Below are 19,798 nucleotides of genomic sequence, written 5' to 3' on the forward strand. Positions count from 1 at the left end.
ATTATTTCCAGCGTGTAATGTCGACTATGTTAGGGCAGAAGTCGTATTCGTCGGGTTGATTGGAGCCGATGAGTAAAATGGGAGTAGTTAGTTTCCGAACCTGTTCCTGGTACCAGCTAACGCCCTGGCGGTCAAGGTTAGAGGTGGGCTCGTCCAGAATAACAACCGAGGCTTCGGAACAAAAGGCAAGTCCGAGTTTAACGCGTTGTTTCATGCCCGACGAAAAAGCTTTGATTTCCTTGTGGCGGGCGTGATCCAGAAACATCAGTTCGGTAAGCTGATGCGGTGTAAGGCCGTCTTTAAACGGTTTGAACGACTGGTGAAACGTGAGCAGCTCCGTGAGTGTCAGCTCTTCGATTAATTCCAGATAGGGCGCAGCGATAACAATATGCTGGTACCAGCTATCAATATCCAGCTTTTTGCCGTTCAGTTGGTATATGATCTCGCCTTCCGTCGCGGGAATTGCGCCGGAAAGCACTTGCAGGAGGGTTGATTTTCCACTCCCGTTTGGTCCGACGAAGGTGTAGCTCTGACCCTTTTCCAGCGTCAATGCGACATCCCGAAAGATCCATTCCCGCCGAAACCGCTTTCCAACCCGCTCAATGCTGATATTCATACGCTGTAATGAGTAATGAGTTGTGGAAATAGCCATTTCCTACCCTCATTACTCATTTAAAACTAGTCTCCAACTTCCCGGCCCGATGGCCCTTTCATGATGCCTCGTTCGGAATTGCGAATGAAATTCACGATCTCGTCGCGTTCATTGGAAGGGGGCAATTCCAATTCGATAAGCGACATCGCCTCGGCGTTGTTCAGGCCGCGCAGGTAGATGTAGCGGTAGATATTTTGGACTTCGTTAATCTTCTCGTTCGAATAACCCCGCCGTCTCAAACCAATGGAGTTAATACCGGCATAGGTAAGGGGCTCACGGGCCGCTTTGGTAAACGGCGGAACATCTTTCCGCACCAGCGAACCGCCGGAAACCATCGAGTGAGCACCTATTTTTACAAATTGATGTACCGAGCTCGATCCACCGATGATACTCCAGTCACCCAGATGGACGTGTCCGCCCATCTGTACATTATTGACAATGATGCAGTTATCGCCGATCCGGCAGTCGTGGGCGATGTGGGCATAAGCCATCACCAAACAGTCTTTACCGATCTCGGTTTTCCAATGTTCCTCGGTTCCCCGGCTAATGGTCGCATACTCCCGGATGGTGGTGTTATCACCAATGTAAGCGCGGGTGTACTCTCCTTTAAACTTTAAATCCTGGGGAGTGGACGAGATGACAGCACCGGGATAAATCTTGCAATTTTTACCGATACGAGCACCTTCGTTAATCACGGCGTGCGAACCAATCCAAGTCCCTTCGCCGATTTCAACATCTTTATGGACAATAGCAAAAGGCTCAACGACAACATTTTGGGCTAATTTTGCCTCTGGGTGGATATATGCAAGGGGTTGAATCATGGGTTGCATAGGACAGTGTGCCACAGGCAGTTTGCAGAAAGCAGGTTGCATAAACTGCCCACTGCCAGCCACTTGCTGCAACTGTTTACTTCATTCATTTCTTTTTGACAAGACTAGCAATCATTTCTGCTTCGCAAACGAGTTGCCCCGCTACGTAGCCACGACCCTGCATTTTTACAATGCCTCGTTTCATGGGTGATATAAATTCACAACGAAAAATGACGGTGTCTCCGGGTAAAACGTTGCGACGAAAACGACAATTTTCTATACCAATTAAATAAGGCCAGTAATTTTCTGGATCAGGAACAGAGGTAAGTACCAGAATACCACCTGTTTGAGCCATCGCTTCTAATTGCAAAACGCCAGGCATAACCGGGTTGCCCGGGAAGTGACCCATGAAGAATTGCTCATTGATCGTTACATTTTTGATACCAACAACGCTGCTTTTGTCCAGAGCGATGATCTTATCGATCATCTGGAACGGGTAGCGGTGGGCCAGCAGGTCGGCAATTTGCTGAATATCAAAAACCGGTGGCTGCTTCGGATCGTACGTAGGTACGGTGTTAGCCGCTGTTTTCTGCATCAATTTCTTGATCTTCTTCGCAAATGCTACGTTGGCAGCGTGGCCAGGGCGAGCCGCCAGAATCTGGGCCTTGATCGGTCGTCCCACGAGCGCCAGATCTCCCACGAGATCAAGCAGCTTGTGACGCGCCATCTCGTTCGGATAATGCAGCTTCAGGTTGTTCAAAATTCCTTCCTGCCGATTAACGCCCACTTTCGATTTGTTAAGCAGTCCAGCGAGGTAGTCTAATTCACCTTCTTCAACATCGCGGTCAACAATGACAATCGCATTCGTCAAGTCGCCGCCTTTGATCAGGTTTTGCTTGTAGAGCATTTCCAGCTCGTGCAGGAAAACAAACGTCCGGCACATGGCAATATCGCTGGAGAACTGGGTAATGTCGTTCAGGGACGCGTGCTGGCTGGTAATAACCCGTGAGTTATAATCGACCATCACCGTAAGCCGGTAGTCGTTTAGGGGTAGAGCCGCAATTTCAATATCCTTATCGGGATTTTTGTAATGTACGTACTCATTGATTTCGAAGTAGTTACGGGTAGCGTTCTGTTCTTCAACGCCAGCATCTTCTAAGGCTTCAATGAATTTGATGGAGCTACCATCCATGATCGGTGGTTCGGGACCATCGAGCTGAATCAGGATGTTATCCAGTTGCAGACCAACCAGTGCGGCCAGGGTATGTTCAACCGTGTGAACCCGGGCGCCGCTTTGTTCGATGGTGGTTCCGCGCGAAAGATCGACCACATTATCAACGTCGGCATCGATGATGGGCTGTCCGGGGAGGTCTACGCGTTGAAATTTATAACCATGATTCGGTGGCGCTGGCAGGAAAGTCATCGTTGCCTGAACGCCCGTATGCAGGCCAACGCCTGATACAGAGACCGCCTTCTGGATGGTTTGTTGCTTTGTATTCATGTATGCTTTTACCAATTAAGAGCTTGTTGATGCGTTGACAAGCTGGTTAGGTTTAGTTTTTCTGCTTGGCTTCCAGTTCCTGAACGCGTTTTTCCAGAGCTGGCAGCTTACGAAAGACGGCAAGAGAACGGAGATTTTCGTTTATGTCGGTGGCAGGAGAGCCTTTGAGGGTCGTTCCTTCTTGTTTCACCGATTTACCAATACCCGATTGAGCGCCTACTTTTGTTCCATTAGCGACGGAAATATGGCCAACAATGCCAACCTGACCAGCAATGACGCATTTCTCGCCAATCTTGGTTGAGCCCGACACGCCACTTTGCGCTGCAATAACGGTATGTTTTCCGATTTCGACATTATGCCCAATCATAACCAGGTTGTCGATTTTGACGCCCTGTCGAATAACAGTCGAACCCATGGTGGCGCAATCGATGGTGGAGCCAGCGCCAATGCTGACATCATCTTCCAGAACGACGTTGCCTAACTGCGGAATGGTATGGTATGAGCCGTCGGGTTGCGGAGCAAATCCGAAACCATCACTGCCAATAACAGCGTTGGCGTGAATAATGCAATTTTGCCCGATAACGGCGTTGTCGTAAATTTTAACCCCAGCGTAGATGATGGTATTCGCCCCGACTGTAACGTTGTTGCCAAGATAAGCATGGGGGTATATTTTGACGTTATTTCCAATGCGGCTGTTAGCGCCGACATAAGAAAAAGCCCCCCGGTATACCTGCTCACCTACCGTAGCTCCGTTGCCTAAAAAAGCGGGTTCTTCAACCCCTATCCGTACCGAATTAACTAGTTTATTGACTTCCTGAAGGAGTTGCGTAAAGGCAGAATAGGAGTTATCTACGAAAATAAGCGTTGTCTGAACGGCTTGTTTGGGCTGAAATGACTTGTCAACAATAACCGCTGAGGCGGCAGTTGAATACAGATGCGATTCGTATTTAGGATTTGCTAAGAAAGAGATGCTACCTTCTTTACCCTCATCAATCTTGGATAGTTGGCTGATTTTCAATGTTTCATCGCCTTCAATAGTCCCATTAAGCAAGGTCGCAATCTGCTTTATTGTAAATTCCATAGAGTTATACAGGCCAATAGTAGCGGCTAGCCTGGTTCACGATATTAAGCCGCTAAGGTAGACAACAAGTAGGACTATTAATAGACCTGTCGGATAATTTCAGGAAAATGAAAGGTTTTTAGCCCAACAGACATAGTATCTTCGGACAATGTTTGTCAATGCTTTGATGCTGGGCAGATCGGAAGCATCGGCAATATCAACCAGTCGATTATCTTTACGTTTAATGACGATGTTGTCAATAGCGGGTAGATAAGCCGCGTTGGTCGCGACGCCTTCAACCATAAAATAGGACAATTCGTCGTTAGGAATGCCTTTGGCCAAGAGTTGCATTTCGATCTCCTCAACCAGTTCTCCAGCGAAGGGTTCGCTGGATAGCATGATCTTGAACAAGCGTCGATCGAGCAGCATCTTGCAAAGCGACGACAAAATAAAATCGTCGTGCAAACTCCAGGATTTAATGCTGGCCCAGATGTCGTAATCGTCTAGTTGGGTGAATGCTTCCAGATAAGCGGGGCTCTGCTGAAAATTTTCCAGCGTAACGTCTTGCGATAAAAATAGCTTTAGGCAGGGAAATACGCTCGTCAATTTATTCTGGCTAATCAGAAAGCGTGCCCGACGAATAATTTGGAGCAACATGGATTCGGCACAAATTGACGTCTTGTGCAGATAAACCTGCCAGTACATGAGTCGGCGGGCGTTCAGAAAATTCTCAATGCTTAAAATTCCTTTGGCTTCCACAACGAGTTGATCGTCTACCAAATCCAGCATTTTAATGATCCGATCGGCGCCGATGGTTCCTTCCGCAACCCCTGTATAGAAGCAATCGCGGTTGAGGTAATCCATGCGGTCCATGTCCAGTTGGCTGGAAATCAGCTGGTGGAAAAAAGGCCGGTGGTAAGATCCCTCAAACATTTTAATAGCCAGCTGGAGCGCACCCTTAAACTGCCGGTCCAATTCGTGCATGAGCAACAGCGAGAGGCTTTCGTGGTGTACCCCGTTGAGAATAGCGTATTCCAACACGTGCGAGAAGGGTCCATGGCCAATATCGTGCAGCAGAATCGCCACCTGGGCGGCTTCGCATTCCTGATCGTTGATAAGGTGTCCTTTTCCCCGTAGCGTTTGAATGGCCTGGCCCATCAGGTGCATCGCGCCGAGGGCGTGGTGAAAGCGGGTATGAAGGGCGCCCGGATAGACAAACTCCGACATTCCCAGCTGTTTAATGCGGCGTAAACGCTGAAAATAAGGATGTTCGACTAGGTCAAATATCAGATCGCTGGGAATACTGATAAATCCGTAGACGGGATCGTTAAGGATTTTTTTCTTGTTCGGACTGGTCAAATGGCTGCGGAGAAAGTGATTGGCAAATATACCACCAAACGAAGCATATTGTTCTAGATATTAATTTTGGAGGGAGCGCGGCTTTGAAAATGGCAAAAAGAGTTGTAAAATTGCGGACGATTTGCTGTTTCGACAGCAATCAGGGCCCATAGCTCAGTCGGTTAGAGCATCTGACTCATAATCAGGTGGTCGCAGGTTCGAGCCCTGCTGGGCCCACTTCAGAATCAAGCACTTAGCAGAAATGTTAAGTGCTTTTTTGTTTTTTCTGGCCTACAAATGTGCCTACATTTCGGTTGTAGGCACATTGATATTCTCGGAATCGGCTTCATTTTCCCGTTTCTCTTCCAGGGGAAATGCCTCGTTAATCTGACGTATCTGCTCGTCTCTTTCTTCGTCGGTAAATGGCTTAATCTCTTTTTTTACTCTGCTCATTTCAAGGTTGTTTTAGAAAGATACTTCGGACTTATCAAGCTTCATTGGTCCCTTGCCAGTGAATATATACGTTGGGTTCAATGTCGGATATAGCGCCAGCAATTCGGCCACGGATTCAAAGCTTAGGTACGTCTTATCGTTGATGTGATTATAAAACTTTTCGGCACGACTCAGCCCTAGCTTTTTGGCCGCACCCAATATTGAATCCCCTTGAGCCTTGATGGCATCTTCTAAATAACGTCCTTGGGTTATTCCTTTTCGTTGATTGCGTCGGTTCATAATTAAAAGTAAGCAAAGGGAATATTTTTACAATACCTATGCGTAATAATTATTGATTGTTACGCATAGGTATTGTATATTTGGGTAGAGTTTCAGCGAATCCAACGAGCAGTTATATGCAGAGTTTTACTGATCATCTAGATTTAATACAAATAATCCAATTCTATCAAAGGCTTGAAGCTCTTACCGGAATATACTATTTGCTGGATGATAAGCAGCAAGTCATATATGTAGGACAGACAGTGAATCTATACGATAGGCTACCAGTTCATAGGGACAAAGTTTTTACCTCGTTCAGTTTCTTTCCTTGTGCTATTGAGGATTTAAAAAAGCTTGAACAAGAGGCGATTATTTATTTCAACCCAAAACTTAATCGTTGTCTTGGGGCTGCTTCTCAATTAGGCTACTGGTCTCGACTAAGGATCTGTAATGAACTAAGGTTGACAATATCTGCATTTAAAGCTCTTAAGCGAGTCTTTGGGCTTACTCCTGTTACAGAGTTTAGAGGCATCTACTATTACGAACAAGAAGCAATAAGCGCCTGGAAAGAAAAGTGGACGGCTAGGCTAATGGGCGCTCATATTGTACTTCGGACTGATCGATACTCTGCAATCGTGATGCGAGAAAACGGGTCTGTTTATGTCTCCAATAAGAATCCATAGCAAATCAATCGCTAAAACTTAAAGCCATGAAAGACTTAACTGCTGAACAACAACTGCTCATTAAAAAGCCGCTGCCTGCCGAGGCCGTCAAGCCGCATCCGACCAAGCAAGGTATGTCGACGATTAAGGCTATTTACGTGACAGAACGGCTTAACGACGTTTTTGGAATCGGTAAATGGACCATAAAAACCGATTTGCTTCCCGCGACTGCCGACGGTAGCTTATTTACCATCAGGTCTTATACAACTTCAAACGGGAAGGAACGGACGGAATATTTTGCCGTTGCTAAAACGGTACTGGAAATTCCGGATTATGGCATTCACTATGAATGCATCGCTGGAGCGTCAAACGACGATATGGGTGATGCGGCAAAAGGAGCAGCTACGGACGCCATCACCAAAATCTGTTCGTATATGGGGATTGGGATTGATGTCTTCAAAGGCCAGCATGATCAGGCGCTGAAAATGGAAGAGGCGCGGGTAAAGCTGGAGATTAGCAAAGCGGCGATGGGTATCAAGAAATGCGAAACCGTCGAGCAATTGAAAGATATCAAAGCAAAATTGCCCGAATACGTGCTCAATAGCCGTGATTTTAAAGAAGCAGCCACGGAAAGATTCAACCAGATCAATGAGAAATCAGCGGTGTGAAATAACTCAATACGCGTTTGAATTGAGGAGAATGACTATCTATTCTGCGGACTGAGGTTGACAGGAACTTTGCTCACATTTACTTCTTAAAGTACGTAAACAACAACCAATGGAAATTAAGGGTATCGTAAAAATCATTTTTCCTGAAACGTCCGGACAGAGTAAGAAAGGTACTTGGACCAAACAGGAAATATTAATTACTCAAAATGAGGATAAATTTCCTTCCGATGTGATCGTGACTTATTTCAGCAATAAAGATGCGTCAGGGCTTGCGCCTGGTCAGGCGGTTAAAGTGCAGGTGAGTGCATCCAGTAAGGAGTACAATGGGCGGTGGTATACTGTGCTCAAGGCGTATAGTACTGAGAAGATAGGGGAGGCACCGAGGCAAGAAAGTAGGTCGTCTTCAATTGAACAAATGGGGAGTGATGCGTTGAATAATTCTGGACCTGATGAATTGCCCTTTTAAAGCATGTCAATAATCAAAATCATTTCAGGCGGCCAAACAGGTGTCGACCAGATTGGCTTAGCTGTTGCCCAGTCGCTCAGCATTGCGACTGGTGGCACGGCGCCGCAAGGTTATTTAACCGAAGATGGTCCAAACCCTAGCCTTGCTGAGTTCGGTTTAACCCAGCACTTCAGTTCGAAATACCCGCCCCGCACCCGTCAAAACGTACTGGATAGTGATGGAACCGTAATGTTTGGGGAAAACAGCGGAGGTACGGCATTAACAATCAAAATTGCGGCTGAACTGGGCAAGCCTTACATTCATAACCCAACGGCCGAGGAGCTGCGCGCCTGGATTAAGCAGCGTGGCATTCAAATATTGAACGTAGCAGGCACGCGGGGGAGTAAGTTACCGATGAGCGATGCGCATAAATACGCCGAAATCCTCGTGAAGGCCTTAATGCTGCCTGACTTGCCGACCCTTTACGCTACTTATATTGCAACCGTGAAGCGGAAGATTAAGTTAATGACACGGAACTAATCGTAAAAAATGATCAATCCTCTGTTGAGAGGTCTTCTTTGATCGTCAATATCATGTCATTAGTTATTTTATCGGATCGGCAACAAGAGATTTTAAGATTATGCTCCTGTAGAATAGCATCAATAAGGCTGAACTTACTTTTATAACGCTGATCAAAAAATAGAATGATACCATCCTGCTGCTCTGTCAAGTTCATGCGATCAATTGGATACACTTCATTCTCTTCAAGAGAAGCAAATATATCAAGTACTGTAGACAAAGGCCGGTTGAATATCATTACTAAATACCTACATATAATAACTAAGGCAAATCTATTATATCCTATAAAACAATGGCTGCAAAATAAAGCATTTACTTTATAGAACGCGACGCAACTCAGTCATAGAATGCAAACAGAACCGGCAAATCAGCCGGTTTTTTGTGTTAATACTGTCCTTTTGTGTTACAAATCAAACATTTTAGTAACATTATTTGTAGTATATATTTTTTCTGTTACATATTGTAGTTGTTTTGTTTTATACATCCTCACTCATCACCAATATGTTATGATAAATCAATTCCATCTACAGGATCGTTTGTCGCCTGAAAGCTTTTACAAGGCTAAGGTTGGCAAGCGTCTGCCTATCCCTTTCTTTGAAAGCAAGGTAGCTGCTGGCTTTCCTTCCCCGGCCGAGAATCACATTGAAAAGGTATGCGACCTGAATGAACTCTGTATTACCGACAAGGAAGCCACGTACTTCGTCCGGGTGGGTGGTGATAGTATGTCCGGTGACCGGATTGAACCGGGTGACGTTTTGATCGTGGACTGCACCAGGGAGCACGTCGAGGGAAAAGTCGTCGTAGTCTGGCTGAACGGTGACCATGCCGTGAAGCGGATGCAGCGGCTGAAAGAGATGGTTGTGCTACACTCTTCGAATCCGAAGTACGCGCCAATTTTCGTGCATCCAGGCGATGATTTCCGGCTTTTTGGAGTTGTTACGCACGTCATACAGAAACTAGCATGATAGCGATCATGGACTGCAACAACTTCTACGTTAGTTGCGAGCGTAGTTTTAATCCGGGACTGGAAAACAGGCCTGTCATCGTTTTGAGTAATAACGATGGTTGCGTGATTGCCCGCTCGAATGAGGCAAAAGATATTGGCGTAAAGATGGGAACGCCTTACCACGAGATAAACGAACTCATTGATTCGGCTCAGATTCAGGTGTTCAGTTCGAACTACGTCCTTTACGGGGACATGTCATCGCGGGTGATGGCTATCCTGGCTCGGTTTGTGGAAACGATCGAAGTGTATTCCATCGATGAGGCGTTTCTGGATTTATCGCGCGAACCCGATCCCGAAGCTTTTTGCCGGAATCTGCGCGAAACAATCAGCCAGTGGACGCGCATCCCGGTATCGTTCGGCATTGCACCCACGAAAACCTTGGCGAAGGTGGCCAACAAGTTAGCGAAGAAAGACCCAAGCACGGGCGGTGTATTGGCGCTCCGACACGCTGATCAGATACGAGACGCGCTGATGGCTTTTCCGATTGGAGATTTATGGGGCATTGGGTACCGGTTTGAGTCGATGTTGAAGCGAAATGAAATCAAAACCGCCTGGGAACTCAGCCAAACCGACGAAGATTGGATCAACGAGCGAATGACGGTAAACGGCCTACGACTGGTGTACGAGCTCAGGGGTATACCCGTCAAGCTGCTGGAATTAGAGCCTGCCAAGAAAAAAAATATTTGTGTCGCTCCATCCTTCGGAGTTGGCGTTCCTGATCTGGCCCGGCTCCGTATGGCGTTGGCAACCTATCTGGCCAGAGCATCCGAAAAGCTTAGAAAACAGGAGTCGGCAGCGACCAGCATCACGGTTTTTGTCCATACCAACCGGTTCAAGAAGAATGCGAAGCATTATTACAATTCCCGCACGGTTATCCTACCCCATCCCTCCAGTAGCAATACCGAGCTACTAAAATACGCCAGCGCTGCCTTGGACGAAATTTTTCAGTTCGGATACGAGTATCAGAAATTAGGCATCTTTCTAAACGATCTGGTACCAGACGACCACCGACAGATCAATCTGTTCACCGAGTTGCCGGATGAAAAGTTAGCCGCCCTCAGTAAAGCGGTTGATGGGATAAATCGACAGTTTGGCCGGGATAAGGTGCGTCTGGCCGCTCAGGGCTACGATAGAACCTGGCCAATGAAACAAAAGTGGCTATCAAGATGCTACACCACGCGCTGGAAAGATATTCTAGTAACAAAGGGATAATCTCTCTTATTTGTATTATTTACCCGCTTAACCTATCGTAAAAGCCAGCTATATCCTAGTGAACTTTCAATATGTGTGCTACATATCAAAAATATTATTATATATAGTAAATCGATAATAGTATTAAAAGCGATCTATTTAAAGAAATAATTCAATTTTGCCCTATCAATACTGTTAGCCTTTTTTAAGGCTAATTCTATTATATCATCAATGGATAGAGGATTAATATAGCTACTAGGAAATTCTGATACTCTCAAATAACTTATCTTTTTATTTTCAACTAAATAATTAAAAATAAAAGTATTTTCCTCAAATTGTTCATAAATGATAGCGTCATAAACTAAATCAAATGGATAACCCATATTTAAATCATTTGAGAAGTTTTCTATTAAGCCGCTGCCTATTGACAGGCAATTAGTATGTTTATTTAATAAGTCAATATTTTTTCGAAGGAAAAATAGAGTTGGATCATAAGCGAAAAAGCCTGCATCAACAAAAGTTGCTTTTAATTCATTAATATTGTATGGTTGTGTAATCCGAATGTCAGAGCAAGAAGCTTTTAGTACATCAGCTATTTTAATATTATCATCAGTATTTGAGTTAATACCAAAAGAAGTAATCCTCTTTTCAGAGGAATTATATATAGGTAAGAATACTTTTTTGCTTACTGCTGATATCTTTTCTGTCCCATAAATATAATCTATATATTCAAATAGAAAAGTCATAAGGCTAGACTGGCCTTGATGAGCATTTTCTTTTATTCCTTTGAAATGATTAAGCATCTCAGTTACACTTAGTCCATATGCTAAGTTAGTAGCGATTACAGCACCTATTGATGTGCCAATTAAAAAATCAAAATGCTTAGAAAAGCTGATGTTAAGCTCTTTCTCAATATATGAAATTATATGCAAAGAATATACACCCTTCACACCTCCAGCATCAAGCGATAGTATGTTTTTATTTTTGGTCTTCATAATTCCAATAATAATCAAACCAATGGTTATAGAATGAAAAATAATGGTTAGTGATTTTATTTTTAATTTTGTGCTCAATATATATATATGGTTTATTTGAACCATACATTTTATCATTTGTAATTTCAGTAAAGCCCAAGAAAAGATATTTATTATTAATCATCAAGCCATGGAAAACTAATGGAAAATCATATTTTCGAGCAGCAAACTTAATGTTTTGTCTGGTTTTATTCTTTAGTAAAAGTAAATCTAATCTTTTGTGAGATGATTTTATAAATTCAGATTGTATGTTACTATCTCCATTTATTAAGGGAGCAATATGATTTGAATCAGAATTTATTATTAGGCCTCTATACGAAAATGAAAGCTTATTGCTTTTGTTGTACATATCATCTGCAAGATTAGCTAGATCTGGTAATATCTTTTCTAGATCTAAACCAACATTCTTAATTTGAATCGGATATCCTTTGTTAAACTCATCTTGTAATATTTGTTTTAATTTCTTCCACATATCATCGTAATTTTCCATGACATCTAGGGAAGGATTAAATTTGTATAAATTTTTTGCTACTCCTTTTAATGAAATATTTCTTACAAACAGAGTAAGGACAGCAGCTATTCCACCTATTATTGTAAAAATGCTAGATAAGTTTCCAAGACCAAATAGGTCAAACGGCTTCGCTTCCATATTTTTATTATATTTGATTAAAAGCTAAAAAAATGAACTACAAGATAGAATATCCAGTATTTGAAAGTGAGTGGGAGGAGAGCCGCTTCATCAATTGGTGCAATGGACATCTCTTGTTTAAGGATTACCTGATTTCAGTCGAGGACTTAAATATCAGAGGGTATATAAACAGGAATCTACAAAAAGGAGACGTCAAATTTAGTTTGATACTTGAGTATACAAATATCAACACATTAGATGACGTTGAGTCAATTGTAGAAACTATAGAACAGAGATAGTAATTAAAGTCACAAAGCCCTTACCTACTTGAATGTTCAAATAAATAGAGCTTTTGTTGAATGAATAATTTTCGCTAGCACCTTAAAGTAAATTTTAACCAATCTTGTTAGCTCACAAATATTAACAAGATAGTATGATTCGTCAATTTATATATTTTCATTTTATCAGTACAGAAATAACTACGTTTTTATCATACGGTAAAAAGTGATTATACTTTGTAGATATATCAAGGGATTAAGAATATTTAAAAAATATACTATGTTGTGTTTTTTTTATTGTCTTTGGGTTACAAACCTAAATTAAATATGACAAATAAAGGGGAGGGTGTTTGTCTTATATTGTATTTGTGTTTACAATAGATTTAGAAAGTAGTACTAGCCATGCACAAAGTAATTTGCAGGCCGATTCTTCAACATTAGTAGAAAATTATTCAGTGATCAGGTAGTATAAAGATTTATTCAAAAGACCTCTTCTGATCTTTTAAGTATACATTAAAATATGTTAATGTAACTAGTTGTTGCATACTATAACGAATCATCTAAATCGATATTATTTTGTAATTGTATATGTATTGATATTTATAAGTACAAGTGTATATTTGCCTACCGCTATTAGCGCCGTAAAACTTGTACTTGAACGTTATAGGAAAAGATCAGAAGCCCGGCTGATACCCACAGCGCGGGCATATTCTGTACACGGCATAAAGGCGGCTACTATCTTTTAGTATGCCAGCGCCAGAAGGAAATCAGTTTTGGAAGATACGAAGTAAGCATGGCCGTGATAAGCTATTTGCTACTCCTGATTTGCTTTGGGAGGCAGCAGCAGAGTATTTCGAATGGTGCGACGCTAATCCGTGGGTTAAAGTAGATTTCAAAGGAAAAGACGCTGAACGGGTACAACTTCCTACCTCAAGACCCTACACCATTGAAGCCTTTTGCTTGTACTGTAATACGACGAGTAGTTGGTTTCGAGAGTTCAGAAAGAACGCTCCTGAAGATTTTTTGTCGGTCATTACGCGTATAGAAGAGATCATTCGAAATCAAAAGTACGAGGGGGCAGTTGTAGGCGCTTACAATGCCAACATCATCTCCCGTGATCTCGGATTAAGTGAGAAATTCGAGCAGACCGGGTCGGTCACCATCAATGTGAAACGTCAACGCAAAGAACGACCGAAACACGATGGAGATTGACCTGATCCTGCCCGAACTACACGAAGCGCAACAATACATTGTTGACAATGCTCTTCGCTTCAACGCGCTTCGCTGCGGACGGCGCTTTGGAAAGAGTGACTTAGCCAAAGACCTGCTTATCGAAACGGCGCTGGATCATTCCATGTCAGCGGCCTACTTCAACGCTACCTATAAACTGATGGCTCAGTTCTGGGACGAGTTCAACGATATGATTGAACCGATTCGAACGGACAAGGATGAGCAGCAAAAGACTATCTGGTTGCTGGGTGGTGGTCGAATTGACTTCTGGTCACTTCAGGATAAGAACGCTGGTCGTGGTCGGAAGTACAAACGGGTGATTGTTGATGAGGCGGCCATGGCGGATGATTTAGAAACCGCCTGGACGCAGTGTATTCGGCCAACACTAACAGACTTCAAAGGAGACGCCTTTTTTATGTCGACGCCGAAGGGTCGGCAGAACTACTTCTACAAGTTGTGTCAAAATGGAGGCATGAAGCCGGGGTGGAAGGAATTTCATTATAAAACCGTCGCTAACCCGTACATCGATCCGGCGGAGGTCCTGGATGCCAAAAACGATTTGGATCTATTAACCTTTCAGCAGGAGTACGAAGCCGAGTTTGTAGAGCTGGCGGGTAATCTCTACTTCAAGATCAAAGAGGCGGTCAATCTCAAAACCGGTACAGTTTTCGATCCGAAGCAACCGGTTTACGTAAGCATGGACTTTAACAAGGTGAATTCGGTGACCATTCGTCAAAAGCAGAATGGCGCGCTGGTTTATCTGGAAGAGATTCATCAGGGTGGGGATGAGGAAGATTTAGAGGCGATCTGTAAGCAACTGGCTACCCGGTTCGGTCGCTACTTAATCATGTTTACGGGTGATGCATCCGGTAACAGTGCTTCTGCCTATACGACCGGCAATAAATCTGCCTGGAGCCTTATCAAAGGCTACATGGCCAAGTATGGCGCTAACTTCTGTGACTATATGGCCGTTCCTCTGAGCAATCCCTCGACAGCTAGTAGTCGATTCATCTGCAACTCGCTTATCAAGCACTATGGTGCAAAACTTATTATCGATCGGGATAAATGCCCCATTCTGGCTTCTGATGTAGTCCGAATGAAAACAGCCTCGGATGGAGGTTTAGATAAGCCTGACTGTGATAAGTATGACTATGGTCATATAGGCGATTGCTTCCGCTACGACCTGGTAAACTTCGAATACACCACTTTCAAAGAAATCAGCAAGACAGCATGGTAAAACACTACTTAATAGCCGATTGGCTACTCACCATCGTCGTTCTCATCCTGGCTTTGTGGTCGGCTGCACTGCTGGTTTACGGCGTGTTCTGGGCTATCGAGCGTCGCACTGTCCGTTTTCGAAGCAAGTACAAAGATGATGAGTACGAGTGTATTACTGACTGGGACACGATTTTAAGCAAGCAAGATGACTAATCCATTTACTACCCTTGTCGGACTGAAAGACGTCACCACAGCCGTCAGCTACGTCAATGATCTGCCTGGTCTTTCGACTGAGCTCGTCGAAGCCTTGGAAACCAGCGATGCGCCGGATGCCAAAGCTGTCTGGGACCGTACGCACCGGGCCGCCCTTGATCGGACGATCTCTGAAATTGAGGGACTGTTGGCCAAAGAAGCCAACTACAACTCCGTTCTGGCACAAATGGAACAGCCGCAACCGCTAGACGGGGTTTCGGAGCCTGCCCTTTGCTTCAACGGAGTCACTATTGAGGTTCCTGCTTCGCCAAACAGCCGGTTGCGCTTAATGAACCTGACGTTCATGGCCAACATCGAGTCATCAGTAAATGCTGAACTCGTTATCATCGATTTAAAGCGCAAGCCGCATCGGGAGCTTCAGCGTATGACTCACTTGGTCCTGCCCGGTGTCAATACGTTGCCAATTGGTATTGATCATAACATTGCTCTCTTAGAAAGCCCTCGCCTTTTTATTGGCATTAAGTCAACGTCTTTGTCACTAGTCAAGTTGTCTGAGCCAACGTGGAGTGTGTGTAACGACTCGTACAAGGTAGCTAAAGCACAGTATGTTGAAAGTGTAGCAGCATGCATAACGAACGAGAACCTACCGGCTTGTTACGTCTACCTCGAAGCTGAGCACCAGCGTACCCTGGCCGCAGTACTGCCCCGTTTCGCTCAGCAGTTGCGCTTTGCCTACCTGAATCTTTGTGGATCACTCCTGATGACGGAAAAATTAGGCTCGCCCAACTTCAACCTGTTCACCAACACGAACCGCGAATTCACTATTGAGCAGGAAGCCGCATTGGAAAAGCAGTTCAAGTCGTCCTTGAAGCCGGTCGTTCGACTCATTAGGGATCACCTGATGCAGGTCGGCAATCTGAAGCCCAACGCTGATGACCAGGCCGGGTACTATAGCGGCTCATTCGTTTAAGCAACCATTGTCAGAATAATATAATGAAAGCATCCGAAGCGAAAAGGCTTGCAGAGCAGGCAAAAGAGAAAGTTGAACCCATTGATCAGGCGCAACTCGACCGCATCTATCAGGACATCCAAGTTCATGCCAATAATGGCGCTGTCCAACTTGAAACCTATGAAGTGATAAAGAAACCCGTCTTGGATCGACTTGAACAGGATGGTTATAAAATCATTTCTGAACGAAGAATTGGCGGTAAGCGGACTATTCGCTGGCAATAATTCGCACAACGGCATTATGCCATTCAATCAATCATCGTAACCAATTTAACTACCAATACAATGAGTCAAACTATCGGAGAAGAGCGCGTACGTATGGCGTTCAACCCATCTAAAACCGACGAAGTGTCGCAAATCAAACAGGATTCAGCCGCGCTGATCAACAAGATCAACGCGATTCCGGTACCGGAAAAGCTCGCCAATAATCCAGGCGAATTCCTGCGACTGAAAGCACTGGCCTTGACAGCCGTCGAAGAAGCGTCAATGTGGGCAGTCAAGGCGGCCACTATCCATCTGGGTTAATCCATCTCATTTTCCAAACCTTAAAACTCAATTTCGCTTTAATCATGTTTGTTCTCAATATCTCTCTTTTGGCCAGCATACTTCTGTCGCTGTCCACGCTGCTTTATCGCATGGTTCACCGGGATAATAAGCGGTTCGCTAAACCCTTACTCATCAAAACTCCACCGGGTCGGCTGGGTACAGTGAAGATTGCAACCCTCCAGTTCTTGGAAGTGCTAATCAAGGCTATGATTAAGCTCTTCGGTGGTTCTGCCTGGCGCAGCGGGGGCTCATTGATTGCCTCTATGTTGGTGACTGCAATTTTGATGTCAGTCCTGTTTGGGCGGGGCATTTTACAAGCGTAGAACTTATAAGCAAGAGCTAACATAAGATGCCCGTAAGCTTAATCATAGAAATTCATAATTAAGCTTACGGGCTAAACCTTACATAAAGAATGACCGCTATCACTATCACCTGTATTGTACTGAGCCTGATCATTGCTATCATTTTGACCACTGCGGTGGTGGATATGGAGCATGTGAATGGCCGGCGCTTCGTTCTTGGCGTTGCTCTATTGCTTTTACTGAACGCGATCAACCAAATCATTCTCATCTACCGCTGATGTATTCATTCGAGTCAAACGCCGAAGATGTGTTCAGGGACCTGCTTCGATCAGTCGAGCGTGCTGAGAATGGAATGCAGGACAACCTCCGCATCGCCGCTCATGATGCCCTGGCCATTATTGCGGATCGCGTCCAGCAGTCAGGGCAAGGGATCAACTCTCGGCTAGTTACCAAAGCAGTGATTCGAAGTGGCGTCTACTCCCGGCAGCATAGTAAGCGCCGGTCTGAGCGTGGAAGGCAAACGAACCATGTGGATTTGACCCTGGAAGGCGATTTGATGCGGAATTGGGATGTGCTGTCTGTGTCTCCGAAAGAGGCTATCGTCGGCTTTCGGGATGATCGCTCAGCTGACATTGCAGGCTATCAGGAAGCCTACTACGGCCAACCGATTTTTGACCTGTCGGATAAAGAACAAAGCCAGATTGTAGACGGCATTGCTGAACGATTGATAGATGATTTACGACAATGATTAATGAACGAATTGAGCAGATCAATGCTCTGATTACCGAGGCGCTTGGCGAAAGAAATACTCAGGTTGTTGGTATAGCCAAAACCATGTTTGACCAGCAGACAAGCCGGCAAGGATTGTTTCTGCCTGATGGCAAGACCCGTATTACGCCTAACAACAAAATGGCCTGGCAATCCTGTCACTTGATGGCTGGTGGCCGGACGGCTAATTCGCGGCTATGGGGTACGCAGCGCTCCTACTTCTTCGGGCTCAATATGATCCTGATCGGTGTGTGCAAATCGGCGTCCGGCCTCACAACTGCGTTATCCGCTTTATCGGAAATTGATTCGATTCTGGTTGAAGGCTTCGACAATGACACGCTGTCGGTGCTGGATCGCTACTGGAAGCTGCCAGCCAACAAAGATCAGAATCACGATCCGGCATGGTGGGCATTTGCTATTCGCTACACCATTCAGGATGTGAGCGATGACGACTTTAATGAATTCACCCACCTTATAGATAACTCAGACGTATGATCAAAGCTTTTCGTGATGCACTTGAAGCCGGACTAATTGAACCAGCTAGCTTGCCTGATGGCAAACCATTTATTGTCGAGGGTATTCAGTACTACCAAGCCACTGAAAAAGGAAGAAGCCTGATGATGTATCGGCATCATCGCTTTTCCGACCTCCTGCGCAGGCACGATATCTTCAAGCTGTCGGATGATTTGCTGACTACTTCGCTGCAAACGATGCAGCATAACCTCACCGTGGCGCTGGCTCAGTTTGATCTCGACTTTGAGCAGGCGCAGGATAACCTGCGTCGTTTTCTCTATACGGTCGAACACCTGGAACAGCGGCACAACTTTGGTCTGGACATCGCGCAGGTCTACGACATCGCGTCTGTCTGGTTCTTCTCCGAAGAGGAAGATCCTCAGGGCATAGATGCTGGATTGCATCAGAATAAAGTTGAGGCTTGGCTTCGTCACCCGCATCTCTACGGACTATTCCTAAGCTTGCCGATCGGTAAGTTCGTGCCGGTTGAGGAGCTATTCGATCTCAAGACGCTGGAAAAGTTGCGAGACATGAACATTGCGGAGGTGATTGACCTGAATTTGATGGTGAAGGACCTAACGCCGGAAGATCAAGTGGCCCTCGATGCCCGTCGCAAAACGCTGCTTAATTACGAAGCGACCCTGAAAGCACTTACCACCCCTAACTCCGCCGCCGAATGATCAAAGCCTTTCAGGAAGCCCTAGAACAAGGGTTTATCCAAAAAGCCAGCCTACCCGATGGCCGTCCGTTTATTATAGGAGGAGTTCAGTATTACGAAGCTACTGGTAGTGGCACTAATTTAATGATGGGACGCTTCCACGCGTTCACGGACACGCTGCGTAAACACGACACCTTGAAACTAAACAGCGAACTGTTTCGCGTTACCCTGCAAGGTTTTAAAAGCCTGATCCGTACGGCTCTTTCTCAGTACAGTATCGACCCGGAGCGGGCGCAGGAGAATATCCAGCAGTGCCAGTACACGTTGACTCGTCTCCGGGAGCGGCGCCTGTTGGGAATTGATGTGTCCATGATTTACGAAGCGGCGGCCATCTGGTTTTTTGGAGAGGATGAAGACCCGGCCACGGTAAGTTCGGATATCAACCAGAAGAAGATTGATGAGTGGCTACTTCATCCCGAATTGTACGCTTTTTTTTTGAACACGCCTTTCGGTCGCTTTCTACCCTCGTCCGGGCTTGTCGATCCCGGTACCCTGACCTATATCCAGAGCGTAAATCGGGAGGAGATATTCAGATTGAGCATTCAGTTATTGAAATCACCGCAATCTGGGCTGACGAACGCCACGACTTCAGCTATCGAATCACTCAGGGAAACCCTGCTGCGATGCGACAGTTTGATCGATTCACGGTTGAGCAGTACCACGACTACGCCGCCGCCTGGCTCCGGGATGAGCGACGAAAAGTAGAGGAAGCCGAAAAGC

Annotated in this window: 26 protein-coding genes and 1 tRNA gene; 18 read left to right on the forward strand and 9 right to left on the reverse strand. The window is 45.1% G+C overall.

Annotated features, from left to right (window positions below; translation table 11 throughout):
- Window position 1: 1 nt before the first annotated feature.
- The 5 genes from L0Y31_RS12290 to L0Y31_RS12310 all read right to left on the reverse strand — a co-directional run bounded on the left by L0Y31_RS12290 (window position 2) and on the right by L0Y31_RS12310 (window position 5,381).
- Complete coding sequence (locus L0Y31_RS12290) at window positions 2-616, reverse strand: ABC transporter ATP-binding protein (RefSeq protein WP_234733365.1); 615 nt, start codon at window positions 614-616, stop codon at window positions 2-4.
- A gap of 62 nt (window positions 617-678) precedes the next feature.
- A complete protein-coding gene (lpxA, locus tag L0Y31_RS12295) occupies window positions 679-1,473 on the reverse strand; it encodes an acyl-ACP--UDP-N-acetylglucosamine O-acyltransferase (protein WP_234733366.1) in 795 nt (264 codons plus the stop codon).
- A 94-nt stretch (window positions 1,474-1,567) separates the two neighbouring features.
- Entirely contained in the window at window positions 1,568-2,962 is a 1,395-nt protein-coding gene (locus L0Y31_RS12300) for a bifunctional UDP-3-O-[3-hydroxymyristoyl] N-acetylglucosamine deacetylase/3-hydroxyacyl-ACP dehydratase (RefSeq protein WP_234733367.1), read from the reverse strand.
- Window positions 2,963-3,014: 52 nt separating this feature from the next.
- Complete coding sequence (gene lpxD / locus L0Y31_RS12305) at window positions 3,015-4,043, reverse strand: UDP-3-O-(3-hydroxymyristoyl)glucosamine N-acyltransferase (RefSeq protein WP_234733368.1); 1,029 nt, start codon at window positions 4,041-4,043, stop codon at window positions 3,015-3,017.
- Window positions 4,044-4,142: 99 nt separating this feature from the next.
- Window positions 4,143-5,381, reverse strand: a complete 1,239-nt coding sequence (locus L0Y31_RS12310; RefSeq protein ID WP_234733369.1) for an HD domain-containing protein — start codon at window positions 5,379-5,381, stop codon at window positions 4,143-4,145.
- Window positions 5,382-5,523: 142 nt separating this feature from the next.
- On the opposite strand from L0Y31_RS12310, the gene L0Y31_RS12315 reads away from it, so the two are divergent.
- A tRNA-Ile gene (locus L0Y31_RS12315) sits at window positions 5,524-5,597 on the forward strand.
- 66 nt (window positions 5,598-5,663) lie between these two features.
- On the opposite strand, the gene L0Y31_RS12320 is transcribed toward L0Y31_RS12315, so the two are convergent.
- Together L0Y31_RS12320 and L0Y31_RS12325 are read right to left on the reverse strand one after the other, a co-directional pair.
- Entirely contained in the window at window positions 5,664-5,813 is a 150-nt protein-coding gene (locus L0Y31_RS12320; protein WP_234733370.1) for a hypothetical protein, read from the reverse strand.
- Between the two features lie 12 nt (window positions 5,814-5,825).
- Window positions 5,826-6,092 carry a hypothetical protein gene (locus L0Y31_RS12325; protein ID WP_234733371.1) on the reverse strand — a complete coding sequence of 89 codons (267 nt, stop codon included), beginning with the start codon at window positions 6,090-6,092 and terminating at the stop codon, window positions 5,826-5,828.
- Between the two features lie 688 nt (window positions 6,093-6,780).
- Here L0Y31_RS12325 and L0Y31_RS12330 point away from each other — a divergent pair.
- The 5 genes from L0Y31_RS12330 (at window position 6,781) to L0Y31_RS12350 (ending at window position 10,643) form a co-directional block, all read left to right on the forward strand.
- On the forward strand, window positions 6,781-7,401 hold the full coding sequence (locus tag L0Y31_RS12330) for a hypothetical protein (RefSeq protein ID WP_234733372.1): 621 nt from the start codon (window positions 6,781-6,783) through the stop codon (window positions 7,399-7,401).
- Between the two features lie 109 nt (window positions 7,402-7,510).
- Entirely contained in the window at window positions 7,511-7,867 is a 357-nt protein-coding gene (locus L0Y31_RS12335; protein ID WP_234733373.1) for a DUF3127 domain-containing protein, read from the forward strand.
- Between the two features lie 3 nt (window positions 7,868-7,870).
- Window positions 7,871-8,386, forward strand: a complete 516-nt coding sequence (locus tag L0Y31_RS12340) for a putative molybdenum carrier protein (RefSeq protein ID WP_234733374.1) — start codon at window positions 7,871-7,873, stop codon at window positions 8,384-8,386.
- 545 nt (window positions 8,387-8,931) lie between these two features.
- Complete coding sequence (locus L0Y31_RS12345) at window positions 8,932-9,390, forward strand: LexA family protein (protein WP_234733375.1); 459 nt, start codon at window positions 8,932-8,934, stop codon at window positions 9,388-9,390.
- Window positions 9,387-10,643, forward strand: coding sequence for a Y-family DNA polymerase (locus L0Y31_RS12350; protein WP_234733376.1), 1,257 nt, complete (start codon window positions 9,387-9,389; stop codon window positions 10,641-10,643). The genes L0Y31_RS12345 and L0Y31_RS12350 overlap by 4 nt, the downstream gene beginning before the upstream one ends.
- Before the next feature lie 134 nt (window positions 10,644-10,777).
- On the opposite strand, the gene L0Y31_RS12355 is transcribed toward L0Y31_RS12350, so the two are convergent.
- Both L0Y31_RS12355 and L0Y31_RS12360 read right to left on the reverse strand, forming a co-directional pair.
- Entirely contained in the window at window positions 10,778-11,617 is an 840-nt protein-coding gene (locus tag L0Y31_RS12355) for a patatin-like phospholipase family protein (RefSeq protein ID WP_234733377.1), read from the reverse strand.
- Window positions 11,601-12,305: a hypothetical protein gene (locus L0Y31_RS12360; protein ID WP_234733378.1), complete on the reverse strand. Its 705-nt coding sequence runs from the start codon at window positions 12,303-12,305 to the stop codon at window positions 11,601-11,603. The genes L0Y31_RS12355 and L0Y31_RS12360 overlap by 17 nt, the downstream gene beginning before the upstream one ends.
- Before the next feature lie 1,004 nt (window positions 12,306-13,309).
- Between L0Y31_RS12360 and L0Y31_RS12365 the strand changes: the two genes are divergently transcribed.
- The 12 genes from L0Y31_RS12365 (at window position 13,310) to L0Y31_RS12420 (ending at window position 19,783) form a co-directional block, all read left to right on the forward strand.
- The gene (locus L0Y31_RS12365; protein ID WP_234733379.1) at window positions 13,310-13,774 is read left to right on the forward strand and encodes a DNA-packaging protein; all 465 of its coding nucleotides are present in this window, start codon (window positions 13,310-13,312) and stop codon (window positions 13,772-13,774) included.
- Window positions 13,764-15,029, forward strand: coding sequence for a hypothetical protein (locus tag L0Y31_RS12370; RefSeq protein WP_234733380.1), 1,266 nt, complete (start codon window positions 13,764-13,766; stop codon window positions 15,027-15,029). Before L0Y31_RS12365 ends, L0Y31_RS12370 begins: the two co-directional genes overlap by 11 nt.
- Window positions 15,023-15,223 (forward strand): hypothetical protein, encoded by a 201-nt coding sequence (locus L0Y31_RS12375; protein ID WP_234733381.1) that lies wholly within the window; start codon window positions 15,023-15,025, stop codon window positions 15,221-15,223. Before L0Y31_RS12370 ends, L0Y31_RS12375 begins: the two co-directional genes overlap by 7 nt.
- Window positions 15,216-16,193, forward strand: a complete 978-nt coding sequence (locus tag L0Y31_RS12380) for a hypothetical protein (protein ID WP_234733382.1) — start codon at window positions 15,216-15,218, stop codon at window positions 16,191-16,193. The genes L0Y31_RS12375 and L0Y31_RS12380 overlap by 8 nt, the downstream gene beginning before the upstream one ends.
- A gap of 23 nt (window positions 16,194-16,216) precedes the next feature.
- Window positions 16,217-16,456, forward strand: a complete 240-nt coding sequence (locus L0Y31_RS12385; protein WP_234733383.1) for a hypothetical protein — start codon at window positions 16,217-16,219, stop codon at window positions 16,454-16,456.
- Between the two features lie 60 nt (window positions 16,457-16,516).
- Window positions 16,517-16,756, forward strand: coding sequence for an Acb2/Tad1 domain-containing protein (locus L0Y31_RS12390; protein ID WP_234733384.1), 240 nt, complete (start codon window positions 16,517-16,519; stop codon window positions 16,754-16,756).
- Between the two features lie 44 nt (window positions 16,757-16,800).
- Entirely contained in the window at window positions 16,801-17,100 is a 300-nt protein-coding gene (locus L0Y31_RS12395; protein ID WP_234733385.1) for a hypothetical protein, read from the forward strand.
- Window positions 17,101-17,189: 89 nt separating this feature from the next.
- Window positions 17,190-17,357 carry a hypothetical protein gene (locus tag L0Y31_RS12400; RefSeq protein WP_234733386.1) on the forward strand — a complete coding sequence of 56 codons (168 nt, stop codon included), beginning with the start codon at window positions 17,190-17,192 and terminating at the stop codon, window positions 17,355-17,357.
- Window positions 17,357-17,827 (forward strand): hypothetical protein, encoded by a 471-nt coding sequence (locus tag L0Y31_RS12405; protein ID WP_234733387.1) that lies wholly within the window; start codon window positions 17,357-17,359, stop codon window positions 17,825-17,827. The genes L0Y31_RS12400 and L0Y31_RS12405 overlap by 1 nt, the downstream gene beginning before the upstream one ends.
- Window positions 17,824-18,342 carry a hypothetical protein gene (locus L0Y31_RS12410; protein WP_234733388.1) on the forward strand — a complete coding sequence of 173 codons (519 nt, stop codon included), beginning with the start codon at window positions 17,824-17,826 and terminating at the stop codon, window positions 18,340-18,342. The genes L0Y31_RS12405 and L0Y31_RS12410 overlap by 4 nt, the downstream gene beginning before the upstream one ends.
- The gene (locus L0Y31_RS12415) at window positions 18,339-19,040 is read left to right on the forward strand and encodes a hypothetical protein (RefSeq protein WP_234733389.1); all 702 of its coding nucleotides are present in this window, start codon (window positions 18,339-18,341) and stop codon (window positions 19,038-19,040) included. The genes L0Y31_RS12410 and L0Y31_RS12415 overlap by 4 nt, the downstream gene beginning before the upstream one ends.
- Window positions 19,037-19,783, forward strand: coding sequence for a hypothetical protein (locus L0Y31_RS12420; RefSeq protein ID WP_234733390.1), 747 nt, complete (start codon window positions 19,037-19,039; stop codon window positions 19,781-19,783). Before L0Y31_RS12415 ends, L0Y31_RS12420 begins: the two co-directional genes overlap by 4 nt.
- Window positions 19,784-19,798 lie beyond the last annotated feature (15 nt).

Source organism: Tellurirhabdus bombi, from assembly GCF_021484805.1.
GTDB lineage: Bacteria > Bacteroidota > Bacteroidia > Cytophagales > Spirosomataceae > Tellurirhabdus > Tellurirhabdus bombi.